The following is a 21,173-nucleotide window of genomic DNA, read 5'->3' as shown; positions in this document are numbered from 1 at the left end:
GGCCATAGGGTTTTGACAGCTGGCGCGCAACGCCGCGCTGCGCGCGCTCCACCCTCTGGCTTGAGCGCCCCAACTCACGCCCTCCAGCTTGCGCAAGCCTGCGCTGCGCAATAGAGGCGACAACCATGAAACGCACCGCAGGCCAGGACCGTTCGATCACCGCCAAATGGCGCCCCGCAACCCGCGCGATCCGCGGCGGCACGTGGCGTTCGGAAATGGGCGAGACGTCCGAAGCGTTGTTCCTCACCTCGGGCTATTGTTACGACGATGCCGCCACGGTTGCTGCGCGCTTTGCCGGTGAGGCCGAGGGCATGACCTATTCGCGGCTGCAGAACCCGACGGTGCAGATGCTGGAAGAACGCATCGCGCTGCTCGAAGGCGCCGAGGCGTGTCGCGCGCAGGCGACCGGCATGGCGGCAATGACCGCGGCGCTGCTGTGCCAGCTTTCGGCGGGCGATCATGTCGTGGCTGCCAAGGCCGCGTTCGGATCATGCCGCTGGCTGATCGACAGCCTGTGCCCGCGCTTTGGGATCGAGACCACCGTGATCGATGCGCGCGACAATGCCGCGTGGGAAACCGCGATCCGGCCCAACACCAAAGTGTTCTTCTTCGAAACCCCGGCCAACCCGACGATGGACATCGTCGATCTGGCGTTTGTGTGCGGGCTGGCGCGCGCGCACGGGATCACCAGCGTGGTCGACAACGCGTTCTGCACCGCCGCCTTGCAGCGCCCGCTGGAATTCGGCGCCGACGTCGTCGCCTATTCCGCCACCAAGCTGATGGACGGCCAGGGCCGCGTGCTGGCCGGTGCGGTGTGTGGCAGCGAGGAATTCATCAACGACAAGCTGCTGCCGTTCCAGCGCAACACCGGCCCCAACCTTTCGCCATTCAACGCCTGGGTGGTGCTGAAGGGTCTCGAAACGCTGTCACTGCGCGTGGCGCAGCAAAGCGCCAACGCGCGCAAGGTCGGCCAGTTCGTGGAAGGCCGCGTGCCGCGCATCCTGCATCCGGGGCTGGCCAGCCACCCGCAACACAACCTGGCCGCGCAGCAGATGGACGATTGCGGCGCGATCTTCTCGATCGTGCTCGATGGCGGACGCGCGCAGGCGTACAAGCTGCTCGACGCGCTGGAACTGATCGACATCTCGAACAACATCGGCGACTCGCGTTCGCTGATGTGTCACCCGGCATCGACCACGCACCACGGCGTCGGACCCGAAGCGCGCGAGGACATGGGCGTGTCCGAAGGCATGCTGCGACTCAACGTGGGGCTGGAAGATGCCGACGACCTGATCGAGGATCTCGACCGCGCACTGACGGCGGCCGGGCTGTGATGGCCTGTTCGATGACGTAGTCAAAGTAGCGGACCCAAAATAGCGGGCGGGCCCCCTTTCCTGTCAGATACTTCGCGGCCATACTGGCCAGAATGATCAACAGCGCGCCATCGATCGAAGCCGCCGCCCACCTTGCCGCAATCGTCGAGGGATCGGACGATGCGATCTTCAGCAAGACGCTCGACGGCCATATCCTCAGCTGGAACCGAGCTGCTGAGCGCCTGTTCGGCTATCCGGCGGCCGATATGATCGGCCAGTCCGTACGCCTGCTGATTCCCGCAGACCGGCAGGCGGAAGAGGACGAAATCCTCGCAAAAGTGTTCCGCGGCGAACTCGTTACAGCGTTCTTTACCGAGCGTACTCGCCGGGACGGCACATCGGTGCGCGTTTCGATCACGGTCTCCCCGATCCGTGATGCCGGCGGGGCCATCGTCGCGGCCAGCGCCAGCGTTCGCGACGCGGGGCCCTACCTCGATGCGCAGACCCAGGCGCTGGAGGCCAAGAACCGGTTTCAGATGCTGGCCGACAACATGGCGCAACTGGCGTGGATCGCTGCACCGGACGGCGCGATCACATGGTACAACAAGCGCTGGTATGATTACACCGGCACCAATTTCGAAGACATGCAGGGATGGGGATGGCAATCGGTCCATCATCCCGACCATGTCGAACAGGTCGTCTTGCGGCTCAAACGCAGTTTCGAATCGGGCGCGGTCTGGGAAGACACGTTCCCGCTGCGCGGCAAGGACGGCACGTATCGCTGGTTCCTGTCGCGCGCCCAACCGATCCGCGACGATGCCGGAACGGTGACCAGCTGGTTCGGCACCAACACCGACGTGACCGAACTGCTCGACAAGGAGGAACAGGTCCGCATCCTGTTGCTCGAGGTCAATCACCGCTCGAAGAACATGCTCGCGGTGGTGCAGGCGCTGGCTCGCCGGTCGGCGCGCGAACATCCCGATATCGTCGCCCGGTTCGAAAGCCGCCTCTCCAGCCTTGCCGCAAACCAGAACCTGCTGGTGAACCGGGGCTGGTCGAACATCCCGGTGCGCGAGCTGGCCGAGGCGCAGTTGTCCGTGCTCGGCAGCGACGCGGGCAACCAGATCAACCTGTCGGGCCACGCTTTCGATCTCAGCCCGCGCACCGCCGAAATCATCGGCATGGCGCTGCACGAACTGGCGACCAATGCGCTCAAGTTCGGGGCGCTGTCGCAGGGCTGCGGTCGCGTGGTGATCGAATGGCAGGAAACCGCAGACGATGCGTTCGAAATCGTCTGGCGCGAAAGCGGCGGGCCGACCGTGCAGGCGCCAGACCGCAGCGGGTTCGGCACGACCCTGATCCGCGACATTCCGGCCCGATCGCTCGAAGCCGATGTCTCGCTCGACTACGATCCCCAGGGTCTGGTCTGGCGGCTGTCCTGTTCGGCACAGGCGGCGCGCGAACTGGCCTGACGCCCGATTGCGCGGTTCGGTCAGGACTGGCTAACCTGGCACCCTGTCGGCGCAATCTTCGCACAGATCGCCTGTGGCATTCGCATCGGCGCCGGTTTGGGCATCGATCCGGCCATCGGCCTTGTCCTGCGCGATCAGCTGGCTTTCGGCGCGGCCCATCGTCCAGTTCTTGCCCAGCCGGACTTTGGCATTGGGCGCGCACCAGATTTCGCCGGTGTCGTCGATGGCGGTGACCCAGATGAGGTTATGTTCCTGGCCATAATCGATCATGCCGATGGCATAACCGTGGCCCTTGCCCAGAACGTGCAGCGGGATGGTCGGGTTGAGCTGGGTGAACACGGGTCGGTCTGCCTTTGGCGCGATCGGCGGGACACCGTCGCTTGAAACAGGCAACCCATTGAACGCGCTTTGAGTTCCGCCGATCGACTGAACCTGGGTCAAGCTGCGTTCAGTCGCTGGTCTTGGCCCCGCCCGCAGCCTTTGGCGCCGCCGCCGCTTCGAGCGCGGCGATGCGATCCTTGAGCGATTCCACTTCCTCGCGCGCCGCAGCGGCCATGTCCTTCACTGCGTCGAATTCCTCGCGGCTGACGAAATCCATGCCGCCGAACGCCTCGCGCACTTTCTCGCGCGCCGTTTCGCCCGCTTCGCGGCCCATGCCGGCGATGGTCCCGGCTGCGCTGTTTAGCAGCTTGGCGAAATCGGCAAATATCGGGTTTTCGCTCTGCATGTCGGGGCCTTCTGCTGGTGCGCCGCCAACCCCACTTCCGGTCGGGGCGGGCGCGCTGTGGAACCGCCGCTAGATGGGGCGGTGCGGCGCGGGCCGCAAGGGCTTCAAAGCTCGACGCGCACCGCCGCGCCCGAATTGCCGAGCGTTTCGGCATCGGGATTGGCGACGTGGAACTGCCAGTTGAGCACGGTGGCAAACAGCACCCAGCCGAAATACGGCACCAGCAGCCATGCCGCGAGCGGCCGGATGCGCGCGAACAGCACGATCGTGACCAGCACCATCACGTCGAGCGCAATCAGCAGGTACATGGCCCAGGTCACCTGGTGGGCCGAAAAGAACAGCGGGCTCCACGCCAGGTTCAGCGCCAGCTGGATCGCGAACGCCAGGATCGCCCACCCGCGCCCGGACGCGCCGCGCGCCGAAGCGATCACCGCCAGCGATATGCCGATCATCACGTACAGCACGGTCCAGACGATGCCGAACGCGGCGGGCGGCGGATAGATCGCCGGCTTGTGCAGCGCATCGAACCAGACATTGCCGGGGCCACTGCCGGCAGCGCGGCCCGACAGGAATCCCGCCGCCACCACCACGGGGACCGTGAACAACGACCATCGCAGCAGGCTGGCGCGCAATTGCGCAGGGGAAGCTAGATATCGCATGCTGGACCTGACGGACGCGCCCTTGTTTGATTCGCAACGGATATTGGCTGGCCCCAGCCATGCTGGCAACCGATCGCACCGCATCCGCGCAATCTGCCGGCAGACGGCGGACGGCAACCGAACCGATGCAGCGTCACGCGTGAAATGCCGAGATCAGGAATTCCACGTTGCCCTCAGGCCCGGTGATCGGGCTTTCCACCACCCCTTGCACCTGCCAGCCGCCCGCCTCAAGCCATTCGCGCACACTGTCGCAAACCCGGACATGCAGCGCGGGATCGCGCACGACCCCGCCCTTGCCCACTTCGCCGCGCCCTACTTCGAACTGCGGCTTGATCAGCGCCACCAGCCGCGTGGGCCGCGCCGCCAGCGCCAGCGGCACTTCCAGCACTTTGGCCAGCGCGATGAAGCTGGCGTCGCACACCACCCAATGGGCCGGGGCGGTGATCTGTGCCGGGGTCAGCAGCCGCGCGCTGGTCTGCTCCAGCACGGTCACGCGCGGGTCCTGGCGCAGCTTCCACGCCAGCTGGTTCGTTCCCGAATCAACCGCGAACACGTGGACTGCGCCCCCCTGCAACAGGACGTCGGTGAACCCGCCGGTCGAACTGCCGATGTCCATCGCGGTGACCCCGGCGGGATCGAGCGCGAAGTGTGCGATCGCGTGGGCCAGCTTGATCCCGCCGCGCGAAACCCACGGATGGTCGCGTCCGCGCACGTCGATCGCGGCATCGGCGGCCATCGGCTGGCCCGCCTTGGCCAGCTTGGTTTCGCCGCTGAACACCAGCCCGGCAAGGATCAGCGCCTGCGCGCGGGTGCGGCTTTCGACCAGGCCGCGCTCGACCAGCAACTGGTCGGCACGGATCTTCTTTTGCGGGCGCGGGGTTGAGGTCACGCGCGGTTGATCCCATACCCGGGGCATGAAGATCAACCGCCTGATCCTGTCGTTTGCCGGAATTGCCATGCTGGGCAGTTGCGTCGGGGAACCGCGTCAGGCGCCGCGCCCGGCCCCGACCCAGGCTCCCCGCCCGGTCCCCGCGCGCCCGGCACCGCCACCGCCGGCAGACTGGCGCGATGCTCCGATCACGGCGGGCGACTGGAGCTGGCGCCCGGAAACCAACGGTTCGATCGCCGCGTTCGCCCAAGGGACCGAAGCCCCGCTGATGGCGCTGCGCTGCGATCGCACGCGCGCCACGGTCACGCTGCTGCGCCGCGGGTCCGCCGCGGGTCCGGTCCCTGTCACGGTGCAGACGACGTCAGGCGGGCGCGCCTTTCAGGGTGATCCTGTCGCGGCGGGCGGCACGGCGGGCATGCTGGCCGTCACCCTGCCCGCGCGCGATCCGCTGCTCGATGCCATCGCGTTCAGCCGTGGGCGGATTGCCGTGCAGGCCAGCGGATTGCAGACGCTGTACGTGCCCGCATGGAGCGAACCGGCCCGGGTGGTGGAGGATTGCCGCTGAACCTTGCGGTGCCGGTGATCCCTGGTGACCCGAAGCCCGGCTGCGAGGAGCGCGAAAGCCCGATACTGACGACAATATATTTCTTTGCAAGACTTGTTGTTGTGCGCGCGATGATTCACATATTGCACAAGGTCGACGCAGGGCCCCGCCCTGATCGGCCGAGCCGCAGCAACGCGGTACTTTGGCTCAACAGCGCGAAAGGAGGTGATCCGATGTCTCATGGTTCAGCACAGAGGTCGGAGCAGTCCACGACGGAGCATTATCGCTGAGTTCCGCAAGGTAAGCGATAAAGGCTTCGTGGGCGGCACTTCCGGCCGCTGACCATGCGAAGGGCCGTCTCCGGTTTGCCGGGGCGGCCCTTCACATTTATTTCGATAAGCTTGCTTTTCACGCAACAATCGTTCACGGCGACTGGGCTTACCGACGCGCTCAGAAGGATTCCGAACGATGGCGACGCTCGCCGACCCTGCCCTTACATTTTCGCGGCTGCCGCATCCCTCGCCCGTGCCCGGCGCGACGCGCGCGCTGGCCTTGCAGGATCCCGGCTTCGGCAAAGTGTTCTCCGACCACATGGTCTCGATCGAGTGGGACATCGATCGTGGCTGGCATGATGCCACCATCGGTCCGCGCGGCCCGATCAGCATGGATCCGGCCACGGCGGTGCTCCACTACGCGCAGGAAATCTTCGAAGGGCTGAAGGCCTACCGCCTCGCCGATGGCGGCACCGCGCTGTTCCGCCCGCATGCCAACGCAGCGCGCTTCAACGCCTCGGCCCGCCGACTGGCGATGCCCGAACTGCCCGAGGAAACGTTCGTCGAAGCGGTGCGCCAGATCGTCGCCGCCGACCGTGACTGGTTTCCCCCGATCGACGGCGGATCGCTGTACTTGCGCCCGTTCATGTTCGCATCCGAAGCGTTCCTCGGCGTGCGCCCCGCGCAGCAGTACCGCTTCCTGGTGATCGCCAGCCCGGCAGGCAATTACTTCAAGTCCGGCGCACCGGCAGTGTCGATCTGGGTGAGCGAGGACTATACCCGCGCCGCGCCCGGCGGCACCGGCGCGGCCAAGTGCGGCGGCAACTATGCCGCCAGCCTGGTGCCGCAAGCCGAAGCGATCGCGCGCGGGCACGACCAGGTGGTGTTCCTCGATGCCGCCGAACGCAAGTGGATCGAGGAACTGGGTGGGATGAACCTGTTCTTCGTGTTCGACGACGGCAGCCTGCTCACCCCGCCGCTGGGCGGCACGATCCTGCCCGGCATCACCCGTGACAGCATCATCGCGCTCGCCCGCGAGGAAGGGCTGACCGTGCGCGAGGAGCGCTATGCCTTCGAACAGTGGCGCGCCGATGCCGCATCGGGCCGGCTGATCGAGACATTCGCCTGCGGCACCGCCGCCGTGGTCACCGCCGTCGGCACGGTGGCCGGCAAGCATGGCGAATTCACCATCGGATCGGGCGGACCGGGCCAGCTCACGCAGAAGCTGCGCAACCGGCTGGTGTCGATCCAGCGCGGCGAAGCACCCGATCCGCAAGGCTGGGTGATGCGGCTCGACTGAACGGCAGCGTTTACGCAGCCGCCAGCAGTTTGGCGGCGGCGGGCCCGTTCTCCAGCAGCGCGATCAGCGCGCGCTCATGGCGGGTCAGCCATTGCGTGCCACGCGGCAGCTTGAGCGACTTGCGCCACTTCTCCTGGCTGTCGACCAGCGCCAGCACGGCGGGATGGACATAGCTCTTGCGCGCGATGGCGGGGGTGTTGCCCAGCCGGTCTGAAACATCCGCCAGCAGGTCCTTGAGCGACAGCGGCGCCGTGGCACCCGCCAGCAGTTCCAGCGCCAGCGCGCTGGCGGTCCAGGTGCGGAAATTCTTGGCGGTGAAATGCTCGCCCATCGTCTCGCACAAGTAATCGTTCACGTCGGTCGAGCCGACCGGGCAGGCCACGCCGTCATCATCGAGATACTGGAACAGGTTCTGGCCCGGCAGATCCTGCATCCGGCGCACGAACCGCACCAGGCTTTTGTCGGTGATGCGCATCTCGCGGTCCTTGCCGCTCTTGGCCTTGAACCGCAGCCGCAGCGTGCTGCCCTTGATCGCCGCATGCCGCATGCGCAGCGTGGTCGCGCCGAAGCTGGCATTGGCCTTGGCATACGCTTCGTTGCCGATGCGAATCCCGCCGGTATCGAGCAGCCGCATGATCGAGGCGATGGCGCGTTCGCGCGTCAGCCCCGGGGCTTTCAGATCGTCATCCACGCGCTTGCGCACCAGCGGCAACAGGCGGCCGAAGCGCGCGCAGCCATCGAACTTCTCGCCCTCTTTGGCGGCGCGGAATTCGGGGTTGTAGCGATACTGCTTGCGCCCTTTGGCATCGATCCCCGTCGCCAGGATATGCCCGTTGCCCGCCGGGCAGAACCATGTGTCGACATAGGCGGGCGGCAGGCCGATCGCGTTCAGGCGGTCGATCTCGTCACGATCGGTCACGCGCTTGCCGGTCGCGTCCCAGTATCCCCAGCCCCGCCCCGCCTTGCGCCGAGTCAGGCCGGGCAACGAATCGTCGACAAACACCAGCCGGTGCTTGCCGGCGCGGGTCGAAGCGGGGGGTATGGGTTTGTCCATGTTCGGCGAACGAACGGATGACCCTTGCGGTTCCGCCGGGGCGACCGCATCTAGGCGGCAACACATACGATCCACAGGAGCGTTGCGATGAGCGAAGCCGAATACGTCCCCCCCGCAGTCTGGACCTGGGACAAGGCCAACGGCGGCCAGTTCGCCAGTATCAACCGCCCGATCGCCGGCCCGACGCACGACAAGGAGCTGCCCGTCGGCAAGCATCCGTTCCAGCTTTATTCGCTCGCCACGCCCAATGGCCAGAAGGCCACGATCCTGTTCGAGGAACTGCTTGGCGCGGGGCACGCGGGCGCGGAGTACGACGCGTGGCTGATCAACATCGGGCAGGGCGACCAGTTTTCCAGCGGCTTCGTCGCGATCAATCCCAATTCGAAGATTCCCGCGCTGCTCGACCGCAGCGGCCCCGAGCCGATCCGCGTGTTCGAATCGGGCGCGATCCTGCTGCATCTGGCCGAAAAGTTCGGCGCGTTCATCCCCACCGAGGCCAAGGGCCGCGCCGAATGCCTGTCTTGGCTGATGTGGCAGATGGGCTCGGCGCCGTTCATGGGCGGCGGCTTCGGGCATTTCTATCACTACGCGCCGTTCAAGATCGAATACGCGATCGACCGTTACGCGATGGAAACCAAGCGCCTGTTCTCGGTCGCCGACCGCCGGCTGGGCGAAGCGCGATTCCTGGCGGGCGACGACTACTCCATCGCCGACATCGCGGCGTACGTGTGGCTGGGCAACCTCTATCGCGGCGAAGCCTATGGCGATGCCGCGACGTTCCTGTCGCTGCACGAGTACGCGAACGTCGGCCGCTGGGTGGCAGAGATCGACGCGCGCAAGGCGGTGCAGCGCGGGCGCATGGTCAACCGCGGACAAGGGCCGCTCGACCAGCAGCTGCGCGAACGCCACGACGCTTCCGATTTCGATCTGCGCACGCAGGACAAGCTCGAACCCGCCGAGAGTTGAGCAAAGGCTGATGCTGAAGACCTGATGTTCGGGGCTTGATGTTGGGGGGCTGGCGCTCCGCATCGGCGGCGCTATAAGCGCGCCTCGCTGATGGGGCGTCGCCAAGTGGTAAGGCACCGGTTTTTGGTACCGGCATCCGCAGGTTCGAATCCTGCCGCCCCAGCCAGCGTTCCCCGATCCGGCCCGGCAGCGTAGGGATCATCCCCGGCGCGGATGATGACCGGACGGGCTCTGGGGGGAGCGGCGATGCACAACACCACCGAAGTGTTCCTGATCGCGCTGCTGATCATCTTTGCCGCGCCCTACCTCGTGTGGCGGCTGGCGCGGACCGATCACTATGCACCGCTGGTGGTGGTGCAGATCATCGGCGGCATCCTGCTCGGCCCCGGCGTGCTGGGCGCGGCGTTTCCGGCCTATTACGCCTATGTGTTCAACCCGCAGGTGGTGGGCGCGCTCAACGGCATCGCGTGGTGGGCGGTGATGCTGTTCGTGTTCGTGGCGGGTATCGAACTCGATCTGGGCGAGGCGTGGCAGCGCCGCCGCGAGACCGGTCTGACCTCAGGCCTCGCGCTGGCGGTGCCGTTGCTGTTCGGTGCGGGCGCGGCACTGGTGATGCTGCAGTGGCCCGGCTGGATTGGTCCTTCGGGCACGCGCTGGCAGGTGGTGCTGGGCATCGGCATGGCCTGCGCGGTGACCGCGCTGCCGATTCTGGTCCTGTTCCTCGAAAAGCTCGCCATCCTGCGACAGCCGCTGGGCCAGCGCATCCTGCGCTATGCCAGCCTCGACGACGTGGCGATCTGGGGCGTGCTGGCGCTGATCCTGCTCGACTGGCAGCGCGTGGGGCGGCAGGCGGCGTTTCTGGCCGCGTTCGCGATTGCCGCCGTGCTGGTGCGCAAGCTGGTACGCGCCATCCCCGCCAACGACCGCTGGTATGTGGGGCTGGTTTGGCTGGCCGCCTGCGGCTTTGCGGCCGACTGGTCGGGGCTGCACTTCATGGTCGGCGCGTTCATCGCCGGCGCGGTGATGGACAAGCAGTGGTTCGACGAACCGCGCCTCGATGCGTTTCGCGACAACATCCTGCTGGCGGTGATGCCGGTGTTCTTCCTCAGCACCGGACTGCGCACCAGCTGGGGTGTGGGCGGCGCGCAAGTGTTCGCCGCCGCCGCGCTGCTGCTGGTCGCCTCGGTCGCCGGCAAGCTGGCGGGCGTCCATCTGGCGGGTCGCCTCCTGCGCTGGGACAAGGGCGAGGCGTCGGTCATCGGCTGGCTGCTGCAGACCAAGGCGCTGATCATGATCATCTTCGCCAACATCCTGCTCGATCGCGGGGTGATCACCAGCGAGACGTTCACCGCGCTGCTGCTGATGGCGGTGGGCAGCACGATGCTGACGATACCGATCGTGGCGCGAAAGCTGCCGGGACTGGCCTGAGCCGTCGCTGGTCAGGCGGCGACGACCTCTACGGGATCAGCCTCGATCCGCACCGGGATCGACTTGGACGCGGGCGTCTTCGACAGTTCGTCGTGGTACGACAGCGGCACCAGCACGTTGCATTCTGGATAGTACCCCGCGACCGTCCCGCGCGGCAGCTTGTAGGCGGTGAGTTTTAGCCCGCCCAGCCGCCGATCGGTGCCGTCGTCCACGTCGGTGACCATGCGCACCTGCTGCCCATCGACCAGCCCGGCCTCGGCGATGTCATCGGGGTTCATCAGCAGCACGTCGCGCGTGCCCTCGATGCCGCGAAACCTGTCGGAATAGCCGTAGATCGTGGTGTTGAACTGATCGTTCGATCGCATCGTGATCAGGCGGAAGCGGCCCGGCGCATCGGTGAAGCCCAGCGAATTGAGCTCGCCCGGGGTGGTGAACACCGCACGGCCGCTGTCGGTCTTCCACACCCGCTCGTGCGCCGCGTTGCCGCGATAGAACCCGCCGGGCTCGAACATCCGCGCGTTGTAGTCGCGAAAATCCTTGGGGTAGGTCTGCTCGACCAGGTCGCGCACCAGCGCGTAGTCGCCGGTCCATTCGTCCCACTTCAGCTTGTCCGACGGCGGCAGCGCCGCCTTGGCGATGCCGGTGACGATCGCCAGTTCGCTGCGCAAGTGCTCCGACGCGGGCTTGCGGTGCCCGATCGAGCCGTTGATCATCGAGAAGCTGTCCTCGGTGGTGATCGCCTGCACGCCGCCCGCCTGCACATCTTCCTCCATCCGGCTGAGGCAGGGCAGGATATAGGCGGTCCTGCCCGGGAACAGGTGGCTGCGGTTGAGCTTGGTCGAGATCATCACGGTCAGGTCCTGCGCCGCCCACGCGGCTTCCATCAGCTTCTGGTCGGGCACCGCGCGCAGCAGGTTGCCGCCGAGCGACACGAACGCGCGCACTTTGCCCGCGATCAGCGCTTCGACCGCATCGACGATGGCCATGCCGTCCTGCTTCGGCGTGTCGACGTCGAACAGCGCCTTGATCCTGTCGACCGGGATCAGGTGAACCTTTTCGGCGATGCCCACGGTGCGCTGGCCTTGCACGTTGCTGTGCCCGCGCACCGGGCAGCACCCTGCCCCCGCCCGCCCGATGTTGCCGCGCAGCAGCAGCAGGTTGACCAGCATGGCGATGTTGGTCGCGCCGTGGATGTGCTGGGTCAGCCCCATGCCATAGACGCCGATCACGCGTTCGGCGGCGATATAGACTTGCGCCGCCTCGCGCAGCGCTTCTTCGGCCAGCCCGCTTTCCTGCTCGATTTCCGCCCATGGCACCGCGCGGCAGCGGGCGATAAAGGTGTCGTACCCGGTGGTGTGCTGCTGGATGAACAAGTGGTCGATCACCTCGGCCTTGCCCGCCGCCTTCGCCGCATCGTCCGCCTCGACCACGCATTTGCACAAGCCCAGGATCGCGGCGATATCTCCGCCCGCCTTGACCTGCAGGTAGTGGTCGGAAATTTTGGTCTCCTTGCCGGTCAGCATCGCGGTGGGGCTTTGCGGGTCGATGAACGAGACGAGGCCCTGCTCGATCACCGGGTTGAACGTGACGATCTTGCCGCCGCGATCCTTGCAGGCTTTGAGCGGATGGAGGAACCGCGGGCTGTTGGTGCCGGGGTTCTGGCCGAAGAAGAAGAACGCGTCGGCCTGTTCCAGATCGTCCCACACCACCGTGCCGACCGGCGATCCGATCACCTTGGTCAGCCCGACCGAGGTCGTCTCGTGGCACATGTTGGAGCTTTGCGGCAGGTTGTTGGTGCCGAACGCCCGCGCCAGCAGCGCGTAAAGATACGACGCTTCCAGCCCTGCATGGCCCGAGGCGTAGAACACCACGCTGTCGGGCTCCATCGGCTTCAGCTTGGCGCCGATGTCGGCCAGCGCCTCGTCCCAGCCGACCGCTTCGTAGCGGTCGGTCGCGGGATTGAAGCGCAGCGGATGCGTCAGGCGCCCGGCCATTTCCAGATCGTGGTCGCGCCATTCACGTAAGGCGGTCACGGTGTGACCGTCATCGTCCCAGAACGCGGGCGTGCAACGTTGCGAAGTCGATTCCCACAGTGTCGCCTTCGCGCCGTTCTCGCAGAATTCGAACGCCGAATAGTTGGCGGGCTTGGGCCAGGCGCACGACACGCACATCACGCCCTTGGGCTTGTTGAGCTTGCGCAAGCTGGCGAGCGAGCCGGGCGTGGACCACGTCTCGCCGAAAATCTCGGCAATGCCTTTCATCGATCCCCACCCACCAGCGGGGCCGGGGGAATGCGGCAGGTCTTCGCTATCGGCCATGGTTCGAACGCCTTCCGTCGCTGGCCCGCAAGGGCCGCAATGATCCCGGCTCGACAACGCGCGAAGGGCGCGGTGGTGCCGGATCAGGGCGATGAAAGAATGCTCAGGCGTGCAGCAGCCAGCGCAAGGTCATCGCCACCAGCCCGAGCGCAAGGACGCTGCCCAGCCAGATCGCCGCCATCCAGCCGATCCGCTGGCGCAGCGGGCGGGCATCGCCGCGCCGCGCCCTGTCGAGCCGGGGGTCAATGATAGCCATGCGTGCCCACCTTGCCGCGGAACACCCAATAAGCCCACGCGGTGTAGGCCAGGATCATGGGCATGATGATCGCCACGCCGACCAGCATGAACACCTGGCTGCGTTCCGGCGCGGCGGCTTGCCAGATGGTGACCGACTGTGGGACCGCGTAGGGCCACATCGACACCCCCAGCCCCGCCATGCCCAGCACGAAGATGCCCAGCGCGCACAGGAACGGCGCGTACGTCTGGCGCTTCGCCAGTCCGCGCAGCAGCCCCAGCGCGAGCGCGGCGGTCACGATCGGCACCGGCGCCACGAACAGCAGCGCGGGCATCGTGAACCAGCGTTCGCGGTAGCCTTCGGACAGGAACGGGGTGGCCACGCTCACCGCGCCCATCAGCGCCAGCGTGGCGAAGGCGGCGATGCGCGCAAGGCGAAACGCATGGTCTTCGGCGCGGCCTTCCACCTTCATCACCAGGAAACACGCGCCGAGCAGCGCATAACCGGCCACCACCCCCAGCCCGGTCAGCACCGAGTACGGCGACAACCAGTCGAGCCAGCCTCCGGCATAGGCGCGCCCTTCGACGTGCACGCCTTGCAGCAGCGCGCCCAGCGTGATCCCTTGCGCCAGCGCGGCCACGACCGATCCGGCAGTGAACGCCATGTCCCAGAACGCGCGATGGCGTGGATCGCGCCAGCGGAATTCGAAGGCCACGCCGCGAAACACCAGCCCCAGCAGCATCGCGATGATCAGCGGATAGGTCGCGGGCAGGATGATCGCATAGGCCAGCGGAAACGCCGCGAACAGGCCGCCACCGCCCAGCACCAGCCAGGTCTCGTTGCCATCCCACACCGGCGCGATCGCGTTCATCGCCTGATCGCGCTCCTCGCCCACGCTGAAGAACGGGAAGAGGATGCCGATGCCCAGATCGAACCCGTCCATCACCACGTACATCAGCACGGCAAACGCGATCACGAACGCCCAGATCGAGGTCAGGTCGAACGCGCTCATGCCGCACCTCCCGCCGCTGGCCGGGCCGGGCCGGGCGTGATCCCGGCGGTGCGCACAGGCCCTGCTTCCTCTTCCTCGAGCGGCGGTTCATGCGCATGCGGCGGATCCGCCATCAGCTTGAGGATGTACCACACGCCGATGCCGAACGCCGCGAAGTACACCACCGCAAACGCGGCGAGCGACGCCGCCACGGCAGGCGCCGCGATCGGGCTGCGGCTTTCGGCTGTGGTCAGGAGGTTGTAGACCGTGAACGGCTGACGACCGACCTCGGTCGTGACCCAGCCGGCGATCACCGCCACAAAGCCCGACGGCCCCATCGCCAGCGCCGCGCGGTGCAGCCAGGGCCAGTCGTAAAGCTTGCCCCGCGCGCGCGCCAGCAGGCTCCACAGCCCGATCCCGAGCATGGCGAAGCCCAGTCCGACCATCACCCGGAAGCTCCAGAACACTATCCACACCGGCGGGCGCTTGGCGGGCGCGATGGTGTCCAGCCCGGCAAGCGGCGCATTGAGATCGTGCTTGAGGATCAGCGACGATGCCTTGGGGATGCCAATGGCATAGTCGAGGTGCTGGGTGCGGTCGTTGGGCAGGCCGAACAGGTAAAGCGGCGCGCCGTGGGGGTGGCTTTCGAAGTGCCCTTCCATCGCCATGACCTTGGCCGGCTGGTATTGCAGCGTGTTGAGCCCGTGCTGGTCGCCCGCCAGGATCTGGACCGGCGCGACCAGCGCGGCCATCCACATCGCCATCGAGAACATCTTGCGCGCGTGGGCGTTGCCGCGGTCGCGCAGCAGGTGCCAGCCGCCAACCGCGCCAACCGCGAACGCGGTGGTGAGGTACGCGGCGATCACGGTGTGGACCAACCGGTAGGGAAAACTGGGGTTGAAGATGATCGCCAGCCAGCTTGGGCCGGGCAGGAACTGGCCGTTGGCGCCGATCTCGTAACCCGTGGGCGTCTGCATCCAGCTGTTGACCGAGATGATCCAGAACGCCGAAACGAATGTGCCCAGCGCGACCATCAGCGTGGCGGCGAAGTGCAGCTTGCGCCCCACCCGCTCCATCCCGAACAGCATCACCCCAAGGAACCCGGCTTCGAGGAAAAACGCGGTGAGCACTTCATAGGCCATCAGCGGGCCGACCACCGGGCCGACGCGATCGGAGAACACCGACCAGTTGGTACCGAACTGGTAGGACATCACCAGCCCGGAAACGACGCCCATGGCGAACGCCACCGCGAATATCTTCAGCCAGTAGCGGAACAGATCGAGATAAAGGTCTTTGCCGGTCATCAGCCAGCGCGCCTCAAGCACGGCGAGGAAGCTGGCCAGCCCGATCGAGAACGACGGAAAGATGAAGTGGAAACTCACGGTGAACGCGAACTGCATCCGCGCCAGTTCCGTTGCATCGAACCCTGCGAACACGACCCGTTCTCCCCTGTCGCGGCACAGTGATATGGGCCGCGCCTGCCCTCTACGCCTTCTGCACCAAGCTCACGAATGCAAATGTCGTGATGTGGTGTGCACCACGCGCAATCGCGATGCTACGGCGCAGATCTCGGTTCGCTCGCTTCGGCCAGCACCAGGCCAAACCGCGCGTCGTCGTCCTGCCACTCGGCCAGCGGCGTCCAGCCGCTCGCGACCAGCAGCATGGTCGCGCTGCGCGGGTCGTACTTGTGGCTGTTTTCGGTGTGGATCGTCTGGCCGCTGCGCATTGCAAACCGCTGCCCGGCGACCTCGAACGCCACGTTGCGTTGCGCCACCAGATGCATCTCGATCCGCGCCAGCTGATCGTTCCACAGCGCGTGGTGGGCGAATTGCTCCACCGGAATGTCGCCATCTAGTTCGCGGTTGATGCGCGACAGCAGATTGAGGTTGAACGCGGCGGTCACGCCTTCCGGGTCATCATAGGCGGCGATCAGGATCGCGGGATCCTTGATCCGGTCCATCCCGATCAGCAGCTGCGAACCCTCGCCCAGCGTCTCGCGCATCGACCGCAACAGATCGACCGCGCTCGACGGCACCAGATTGCCGATGGTCGATCCGGGAAAGAACCCCAGCATCGGCGATCCGGCCAGCTGCGATGGCAGCGCGACTTTCTTGGTGAAGTCTGCCTCGACCGGAAGCACCGGCAGGCCCGGGAAATCGGCCGCGAGCGACGCCGCCGATTCGCGCAGGAAATCGCCCGAGATGTCGATCGGGACATAGGCGGCAGGCGCGATCGCGCGCAGCAGGTGCGGCGTCTTCACGCTGCTGCCCGATCCGAACTCCACCACGGCGCGGCCCTTGCCCGTGAGCGCGGCGAATTCTGCACCGCGCGCGGCGAGGATCTGGGTTTCGGCGCGCGTGGGGTAATATTCGGCGAGCCGGGTGATGTCCTCGAACAACTGCGATCCGCGCTCGTCGTAGAACCAGCGCGCCGGCACGGCTTTCTGGCGCTGCGACAGGCCGGCGAGCACATCGGCACGGAAGGCGCGATCCACGCCGTCCGCGCCTTCATCGACGATGCGCAGCGTGGGCTTCAGGTGAGGCTCGGCCATTTACTGGTCCTTCGCGAGTCGCAGCCCGGTGAACTGCCAGCGCTGGTGGGGGTAGAAGAAGTTTCGGTAGGTTTCGCGACTGTGCCCGCGCGGGGTCGCGCAACTGCTGCCGCGCAGCACCGCCTGCCCGCTCATGAACTTGCCGTTGTATTCGCCCACTGCCCCATCGGCGACGCGGAAACGCGGGTAGGGCAGGTACGCCGATCGCGTCCACTGCCAGCAATTGCCGTGGAGCGACGGTTGCAGTTCGGCGCGGGGGTCGACCGGGCCTGCCAAGTCGAGCTGGACGCCACCGCCGTTATCGTGGCTGGCGGCAAGCGCTTCCCATTCGGCTTCGAGCGGCAGCCGCGCGCCCGCCCATGCAGCAAAGGCATCCGCTTCATACTGCGAGATGTGCGTGACCGGAGCCTGCGGATCGACCGGTTGCCAGCCGGTGAGCGTGAAGCGCTGCCATCCGCCGTCATCCTGCCGCCAGTACAACGGCGCGGCGATGCCTTCGCGCTGCACCCAGGTCCAGCCGTCGGACAGCCACAGCGCAGCGGTGCGGTAGCCGCCGTGGGCGATGAACTGCAGCCAGTCGGCGTTGGAGACCAGCGCGCGCGACAGCGCGAACGGTTGCAGCAGCACGTCGTGGCGCGGCCCTTCGCAATCGAAGGCGAAGTGGGTGCCATCGTGCCCGATCCGCACGATACCGCCGGGATGGGTTAGCCATGGCGCTTCGCCAGCATCCCCGCCATGTCCTGCGTCCCCGCGACGGCGGGGACCTCGCGCAGGAGCAAACCCGCGCTGCGCAGGCCCGAGGTCCCCGCCTCCGCGGGGATGCAATTCCGGTGGCGATGGCTGATCCCACAGCGCCGGACCCAGCGGGTTCTGGAACAGCGCATGCTTGATGTCGGTCTGCAGCAGTTCCTGATGCTGTTGTTCGTGCGCCAGGCCCAGTTCGATCAGCGCCGCTACGCTGTCATCGCGTTCCAGCAGGCGCATCATCGCATCATCGACATGCGCACGCCAGGCCACGATTTCGGCCAGCGCCGGGCGCGACAGCATCCCGCGCGCAAACCGCCCGATGCGTGCGCCTTCGGCCTCATAATAGCTGTTGAACAGGAACGGAAAGCGATCGTCGAACAGACGATAGCCCGGCACACGGTCGCGCAGCAGGAATGTCTCGAAAAACCACGTGACGTGCGCCAGATGCCATTTGGTAGGCGAGGCATCGTCCATGGACTGGATCGTCGCGTCGGCGTCCGACAGCGGCGCGGCCAGCGCCGTGGTCAGCGCACGCAAGGCGCGATAGCGATCGGCCAGAGCCGGTCGCGCGTCGGGTTGCTGATGCTCTAAAGGCTGCGTTCGCGAAGCGATGGCGGAGGTCCCCTGTCACTCGACGGCACTAACGCCCACCGGCCTAGCGCGTTCCCGCGCTTGCGACCAGCCGCACGCGCGTCTATCGGCGCCGCTCCCGCGCAATCTCCCGAACGGACCAGCCGCTTGGCCAATATCATTCCCCTTGCCGATGTCGATGGCGCTCTGGTCGAGGACTTGCTCGACGCCGCGTTCGAGCCGGAGCGCCGGGCGCGCGTTGCCTACAAGGTGCGCGAGGGCACCGAATGGCTGCCCGCGCTGAGCTTTGCCGCGCTGGATGAAGACGACATGCTGGCGGGCACGATCCAGTGCTGGCCGGTGGCGCTGACCGATCCCGACAAGCGGCGTCATCCGATGATCATGGTCGGCCCCGTGGCCGTGCTTCCCGCGCTGCAGGGCGAGGGTTATGGCAAGGCGCTGGTGCTGGCGAGCATCGCCGCGATCGATCCGCGCGCGCCGTTGCCGCAAGTGATGATCGGCGATCCGGAATACTACGAACGCTTCTTCGGCTTCACCAACGCGCACACCGGTGGATGGCGCCTGCCCGGCCCGTTCGACCAGCGCCGCCTGCTGTGCCGCAGCGCCAATCCCGCCGTCCTGCCGGCCGAAGGGCTGCTGGGGCCTTGGCGCGGGTAGGCTGATCTGGCATCGGCGGTTGCAACGATGCCCTATGTCCCCCCTCCCGAACTTGCCGCGCTGTCGCTGGCCGAACTGGCCGAGGCCGCGAACGCGCGCCGCCTACCCCCGCTGGACCAGTGGACGCCCGAGCGGACCGGCGACAGCGAGATGCGCATCGCGCGTGACGGCACGTGGTTTCACCAGGGCGGCGCGATCACCCGTCCGGCCATGGTCCGCGCGTTTTCAAGCCTGCTCGCGCGCGATGGTGATGGCCAGCACTGGCTGATGACTCCGTTCGAGCGCCTGGCCATCGCGGTGGACGATGCCGCCTTCCTCGCCACCGATGTCGAAGTGCGGCAGGATGCCACAGGCCGCCCGGTGCTGGCGTTCCGGCTCAACAGCGACGACATCGTGATCGCCGGGCCGGATCATCCGTTGCGGATCGCGGGCAGCGCCGATGTTCCCGCGATCTACCTCGCGGTGCGATACGGCACCGAGGCGCGGCTGAACCGCAGCACGTATGGCCAGCTGGTCGATCACGCGCTCGATAGGGCCGATGGCGGCGATTTGGCGGTGGCAAGCAACGGCGCGACGTTCGTGCTGGCGCCCGCGCCATGACCGCGCCGCTGATCGACCGGCTGCAATCGCTGTATGGCGCCGGGCATGCCGAGCCGGTGGAAGGACTGCGCGACGATTCGCGCTTTTCCGGACGCGAGGATCTTCGCGAAGCTGCGGTGCTGGTGGCCGTCACCGACCGGGCGGAACCCGGGGTGCTGGTCATCCATCGCCCCACCAACATGCGCTCGCACCCCGGCCAGGCGGCGTTTCCCGGCGGCAAGATCGATCCCGGCGAATCCGCGATCGAAGCCGCGTTGCGTGAGGCCGAGGAAGAGCTGGGCATCCGCGCCGCCGATGTCACCGTGATCGGCGCGAGCGACCGCTACAGCACCGGCTCGGGCTATGTCATTACCCCGGTGCTGGCGGTGATACCGGCCGACCTGCCGATCCATCCCAACCCGCACGAAGTGGCCGACTGGTTCGAACCGCCGTTCGGCTATATCCTCGATTCGGCGAACCACCAGGTCAAAACGGGCACCTGGAACGGCGTGACGCGCGATTATCTCGAAATCTTGTGGAATGGCCATCGCATCTGGGGCGTGACCGCCGGAATGATCGCCAACCTTGCGCGCAGGATCGCCTGGCATGGCTGAAGGCGGACCCATCACTCGCCTGCCGCCCGCGCCATGGACGCAGCGCGCGGACCTGGCCGAACTGCTCACCGCGCTCGATCCCGCCGGCGAAGCCTGCCGGTTTGTCGGCGGCGCGGTGCGCGATACGCTGCTGGGGCAGGAGGTGGCCGACATCGACGTGGCGACCACGCTCGAACCGGTCGAGGTGATCGCCCGGCTCGACGCCGCGGGCATCCGCAGCGTACCCACGGGGCTGGCCCACGGCACCGTCACGGCGATCCGCGAGCACGGCAACGTCGAGATCACCACGCTGCGCCGCGATGTCTCGACCGACGGCCGCCGCGCCACCGTGGCGTTTTCGTCCGACTGGCGCGACGACGCGGCGCGGCGCGATTTCACCATCAACGCGCTTTACGCCGATCCGCACGAGCTGACGGTGGCCGACTATTTCGGCGGGCTGGACGATCTGGCGGCGCGGCGGGTGCGCTTCATCGGCGATCCCGAGCAGCGCATCCGTGAGGATTACTTGCGCATCCTGCGCTATTTCCGCTTCCAGGCGCGGTTCGGCTCGCTGCCTGCCGATACGGAGGCCGAAAGCGCCTGCGCCCGACTCGCGCCCGGGATGAAGGCGCTGTCGCGCGAACGGGTGGGCTGGGAACTCCTCAACCTGCTGGCGTTGCCCGATCCAGCGCCGACCGTCGCGCGAATGGCCGAACTGGGTGTGCTGCGCGAAGTCCTGCCCGAAGTGCGCGAGGCCGGCCCGCAGGCGCTTGCCGCACTCGTGATGGAGGAACGGTCACAAGGCGTTGCGCGCGACGGATTGCGGCGGCTGGCGGCGCTGCTGCCGCCTGAGCCCGCGCTGGCGGAGCAGCTGGCCGCGCGGCTGCGGCTGTCGATCGCGCAGCGCAAGCGCCTGTCGGTGGTGGCCCGCGGCGACGATGCCTCGTCCACCGGCGATCCGCGCGCGCTGGCCTATCGGATCGGCCGCGATGCGGCGATCGACCGGTTGCTGATCGCGGGACAGTCGGTTGCGCCGCTCGCTGGCTGGGAAAAGCCGCGGCTACCGATCAAGGGCGGCGACATCGTCGCGCGCGGCATCGGTCCCGGCCCGGAGGTGGCGCGAATCCTCCAGACGGTCGAGGCGCGGTGGGTGGCAGAAGGCTTTCCCGATGCAGCCCGCGTGGCGGAATTGCTGGAGGCGACGTTGCAGGGCAACGCTGCCTAAATCTTCCGGTTCAAAACGCGCCGCCCGTTCGTGTCGAGCGTAGTCGAGACACCGCGCGACAT

At 67.0% G+C, this 21,173-nt stretch carries 21 protein-coding genes and 1 tRNA gene; 11 read left to right on the top strand and 11 right to left on the bottom strand.

The features are described from left to right. Positions 1–125 precede the first annotated feature (125 nt). Both NL2_RS08580 and NL2_RS08575 read left to right on the top strand, forming a co-directional pair. Positions 126–1,334: a trans-sulfuration enzyme family protein gene (locus NL2_RS08580; RefSeq protein WP_068073747.1), complete on the top strand. Its 1,209-nt coding sequence runs from the start codon at positions 126–128 to the stop codon at positions 1,332–1,334. Positions 1,335–1,426: 92 nt separating this feature from the next. Further along, positions 1,427–2,785, top strand: a complete 1,359-nt coding sequence (locus NL2_RS08575) for a sensor histidine kinase (RefSeq protein ID WP_169799492.1) — start codon at positions 1,427–1,429, stop codon at positions 2,783–2,785. A 30-nt stretch (positions 2,786–2,815) separates the two neighbouring features. On the opposite strand, the gene NL2_RS08570 is transcribed toward NL2_RS08575, so the two are convergent. From NL2_RS08570 to NL2_RS08555, 4 genes are all read right to left on the bottom strand, one after another. After that, a complete protein-coding gene (locus NL2_RS08570) occupies positions 2,816–3,124 on the bottom strand; it encodes a hypothetical protein (RefSeq protein ID WP_068073745.1) in 309 nt (102 codons plus the stop codon). A 109-nt stretch (positions 3,125–3,233) separates the two neighbouring features. Further along, positions 3,234–3,512, bottom strand: coding sequence for an accessory factor UbiK family protein (locus tag NL2_RS08565; RefSeq protein WP_068073743.1), 279 nt, complete (start codon positions 3,510–3,512; stop codon positions 3,234–3,236). Between the two features lie 104 nt (positions 3,513–3,616). After that, the gene (locus NL2_RS08560; RefSeq protein ID WP_068073741.1) at positions 3,617–4,171 is read right to left on the bottom strand and encodes a TspO/MBR family protein; all 555 of its coding nucleotides are present in this window, start codon (positions 4,169–4,171) and stop codon (positions 3,617–3,619) included. 133 nt (positions 4,172–4,304) lie between these two features. Next, the gene (locus NL2_RS08555; protein ID WP_068073738.1) at positions 4,305–5,087 is read right to left on the bottom strand and encodes a TlyA family RNA methyltransferase; all 783 of its coding nucleotides are present in this window, start codon (positions 5,085–5,087) and stop codon (positions 4,305–4,307) included. Between NL2_RS08555 and NL2_RS08550 the strand changes: the two genes are divergently transcribed. Together NL2_RS08550 and NL2_RS08545 are read left to right on the top strand one after the other, a co-directional pair. Further along, a complete protein-coding gene (locus NL2_RS08550) occupies positions 5,086–5,625 on the top strand; it encodes a hypothetical protein (RefSeq protein WP_068073736.1) in 540 nt (179 codons plus the stop codon). The two genes, NL2_RS08555 and NL2_RS08550, sit on opposite strands and share 2 nt — an antisense overlap. A gap of 447 nt (positions 5,626–6,072) precedes the next feature. Then, positions 6,073–7,176, top strand: coding sequence for a branched-chain amino acid aminotransferase (locus NL2_RS08545; RefSeq protein ID WP_068073734.1), 1,104 nt, complete (start codon positions 6,073–6,075; stop codon positions 7,174–7,176). A gap of 10 nt (positions 7,177–7,186) precedes the next feature. Here NL2_RS08545 and NL2_RS08540 read toward each other — a convergent pair whose 3' ends face one another. Continuing rightward, positions 7,187–8,230: a DNA topoisomerase IB gene (locus NL2_RS08540; RefSeq protein ID WP_068073732.1), complete on the bottom strand. Its 1,044-nt coding sequence runs from the start codon at positions 8,228–8,230 to the stop codon at positions 7,187–7,189. Positions 8,231–8,317: 87 nt separating this feature from the next. On the opposite strand from NL2_RS08540, the gene yghU reads away from it, so the two are divergent. The 3 genes from yghU (at position 8,318) to NL2_RS08525 (ending at position 10,624) form a co-directional block, all read left to right on the top strand. Further along, complete coding sequence (yghU, locus tag NL2_RS08535) at positions 8,318–9,196, top strand: glutathione-dependent disulfide-bond oxidoreductase (protein WP_068073731.1); 879 nt, start codon at positions 8,318–8,320, stop codon at positions 9,194–9,196. A gap of 91 nt (positions 9,197–9,287) precedes the next feature. Further along, a tRNA-Gln gene (locus NL2_RS08530) sits at positions 9,288–9,362 on the top strand. 50 nt (positions 9,363–9,412) lie between these two features. Further along, on the top strand, positions 9,413–10,624 hold the full coding sequence (locus NL2_RS08525; RefSeq protein WP_439646888.1) for a cation:proton antiporter: 1,212 nt from the start codon (positions 9,413–9,415) through the stop codon (positions 10,622–10,624). Positions 10,625–10,635: 11 nt separating this feature from the next. Here the strand turns inward: NL2_RS08525 and NL2_RS08520 are convergent, their stop codons facing one another. The 6 genes from NL2_RS08520 to egtB form a co-directional block, all read right to left on the bottom strand. Beyond that, positions 10,636–12,942 (bottom strand): FdhF/YdeP family oxidoreductase, encoded by a 2,307-nt coding sequence (locus tag NL2_RS08520; RefSeq protein ID WP_068073724.1) that lies wholly within the window; start codon positions 12,940–12,942, stop codon positions 10,636–10,638. Positions 12,943–13,045: 103 nt separating this feature from the next. Beyond that, positions 13,046–13,198, bottom strand: coding sequence for a DUF2474 domain-containing protein (locus NL2_RS20730; RefSeq protein WP_084355983.1), 153 nt, complete (start codon positions 13,196–13,198; stop codon positions 13,046–13,048). Beyond that, a complete protein-coding gene (gene cydB, locus NL2_RS08515) occupies positions 13,185–14,189 on the bottom strand; it encodes a cytochrome d ubiquinol oxidase subunit II (protein WP_068073720.1) in 1,005 nt (334 codons plus the stop codon). The genes NL2_RS20730 and cydB overlap by 14 nt, the downstream gene beginning before the upstream one ends. After that, positions 14,186–15,604, bottom strand: coding sequence for a cytochrome ubiquinol oxidase subunit I (locus NL2_RS08510; protein ID WP_068073718.1), 1,419 nt, complete (start codon positions 15,602–15,604; stop codon positions 14,186–14,188). The genes cydB and NL2_RS08510 overlap by 4 nt, the downstream gene beginning before the upstream one ends. Before the next feature lie 119 nt (positions 15,605–15,723). Beyond that, a complete protein-coding gene (egtD, locus tag NL2_RS08505) occupies positions 15,724–16,719 on the bottom strand; it encodes an L-histidine N(alpha)-methyltransferase (protein WP_068073715.1) in 996 nt (331 codons plus the stop codon). Further along, the gene (gene egtB / locus NL2_RS08500) at positions 16,720–18,078 is read right to left on the bottom strand and encodes an ergothioneine biosynthesis protein EgtB (protein ID WP_068073713.1); all 1,359 of its coding nucleotides are present in this window, start codon (positions 18,076–18,078) and stop codon (positions 16,720–16,722) included. A 126-nt stretch (positions 18,079–18,204) separates the two neighbouring features. Here egtB and NL2_RS08495 point away from each other — a divergent pair, with 126 nt between their 5' ends. Genes NL2_RS08495 through NL2_RS08480 form a run of 4 tightly spaced genes read left to right on the top strand, consistent with a single transcriptional unit; the run spans position 18,205 to position 21,111 of the window. Then, positions 18,205–18,714, top strand: coding sequence for a GNAT family N-acetyltransferase (locus NL2_RS08495; RefSeq protein ID WP_068073710.1), 510 nt, complete (start codon positions 18,205–18,207; stop codon positions 18,712–18,714). 27 nt (positions 18,715–18,741) lie between these two features. Continuing rightward, on the top strand, positions 18,742–19,314 hold the full coding sequence (locus NL2_RS08490; RefSeq protein ID WP_068073709.1) for a DUF1285 domain-containing protein: 573 nt from the start codon (positions 18,742–18,744) through the stop codon (positions 19,312–19,314). After that, positions 19,311–19,907, top strand: coding sequence for a CoA pyrophosphatase (locus NL2_RS08485; RefSeq protein ID WP_068073707.1), 597 nt, complete (start codon positions 19,311–19,313; stop codon positions 19,905–19,907). The genes NL2_RS08490 and NL2_RS08485 overlap by 4 nt, the downstream gene beginning before the upstream one ends. Next, on the top strand, positions 19,900–21,111 hold the full coding sequence (locus NL2_RS08480; protein WP_068073703.1) for a CCA tRNA nucleotidyltransferase: 1,212 nt from the start codon (positions 19,900–19,902) through the stop codon (positions 21,109–21,111). The genes NL2_RS08485 and NL2_RS08480 overlap by 8 nt, the downstream gene beginning before the upstream one ends. Positions 21,112–21,173 lie beyond the last annotated feature (62 nt).

The sequence above is a fragment of the Novosphingobium lentum NBRC 107847 genome, from assembly GCF_001590965.1.
Classification (GTDB): domain Bacteria; phylum Pseudomonadota; class Alphaproteobacteria; order Sphingomonadales; family Sphingomonadaceae; genus Novosphingobium; species Novosphingobium lentum.
Note: the sequence above shows the minus strand (reverse complement) of the source record. Positions and strands in the feature narration are given on the sequence as shown.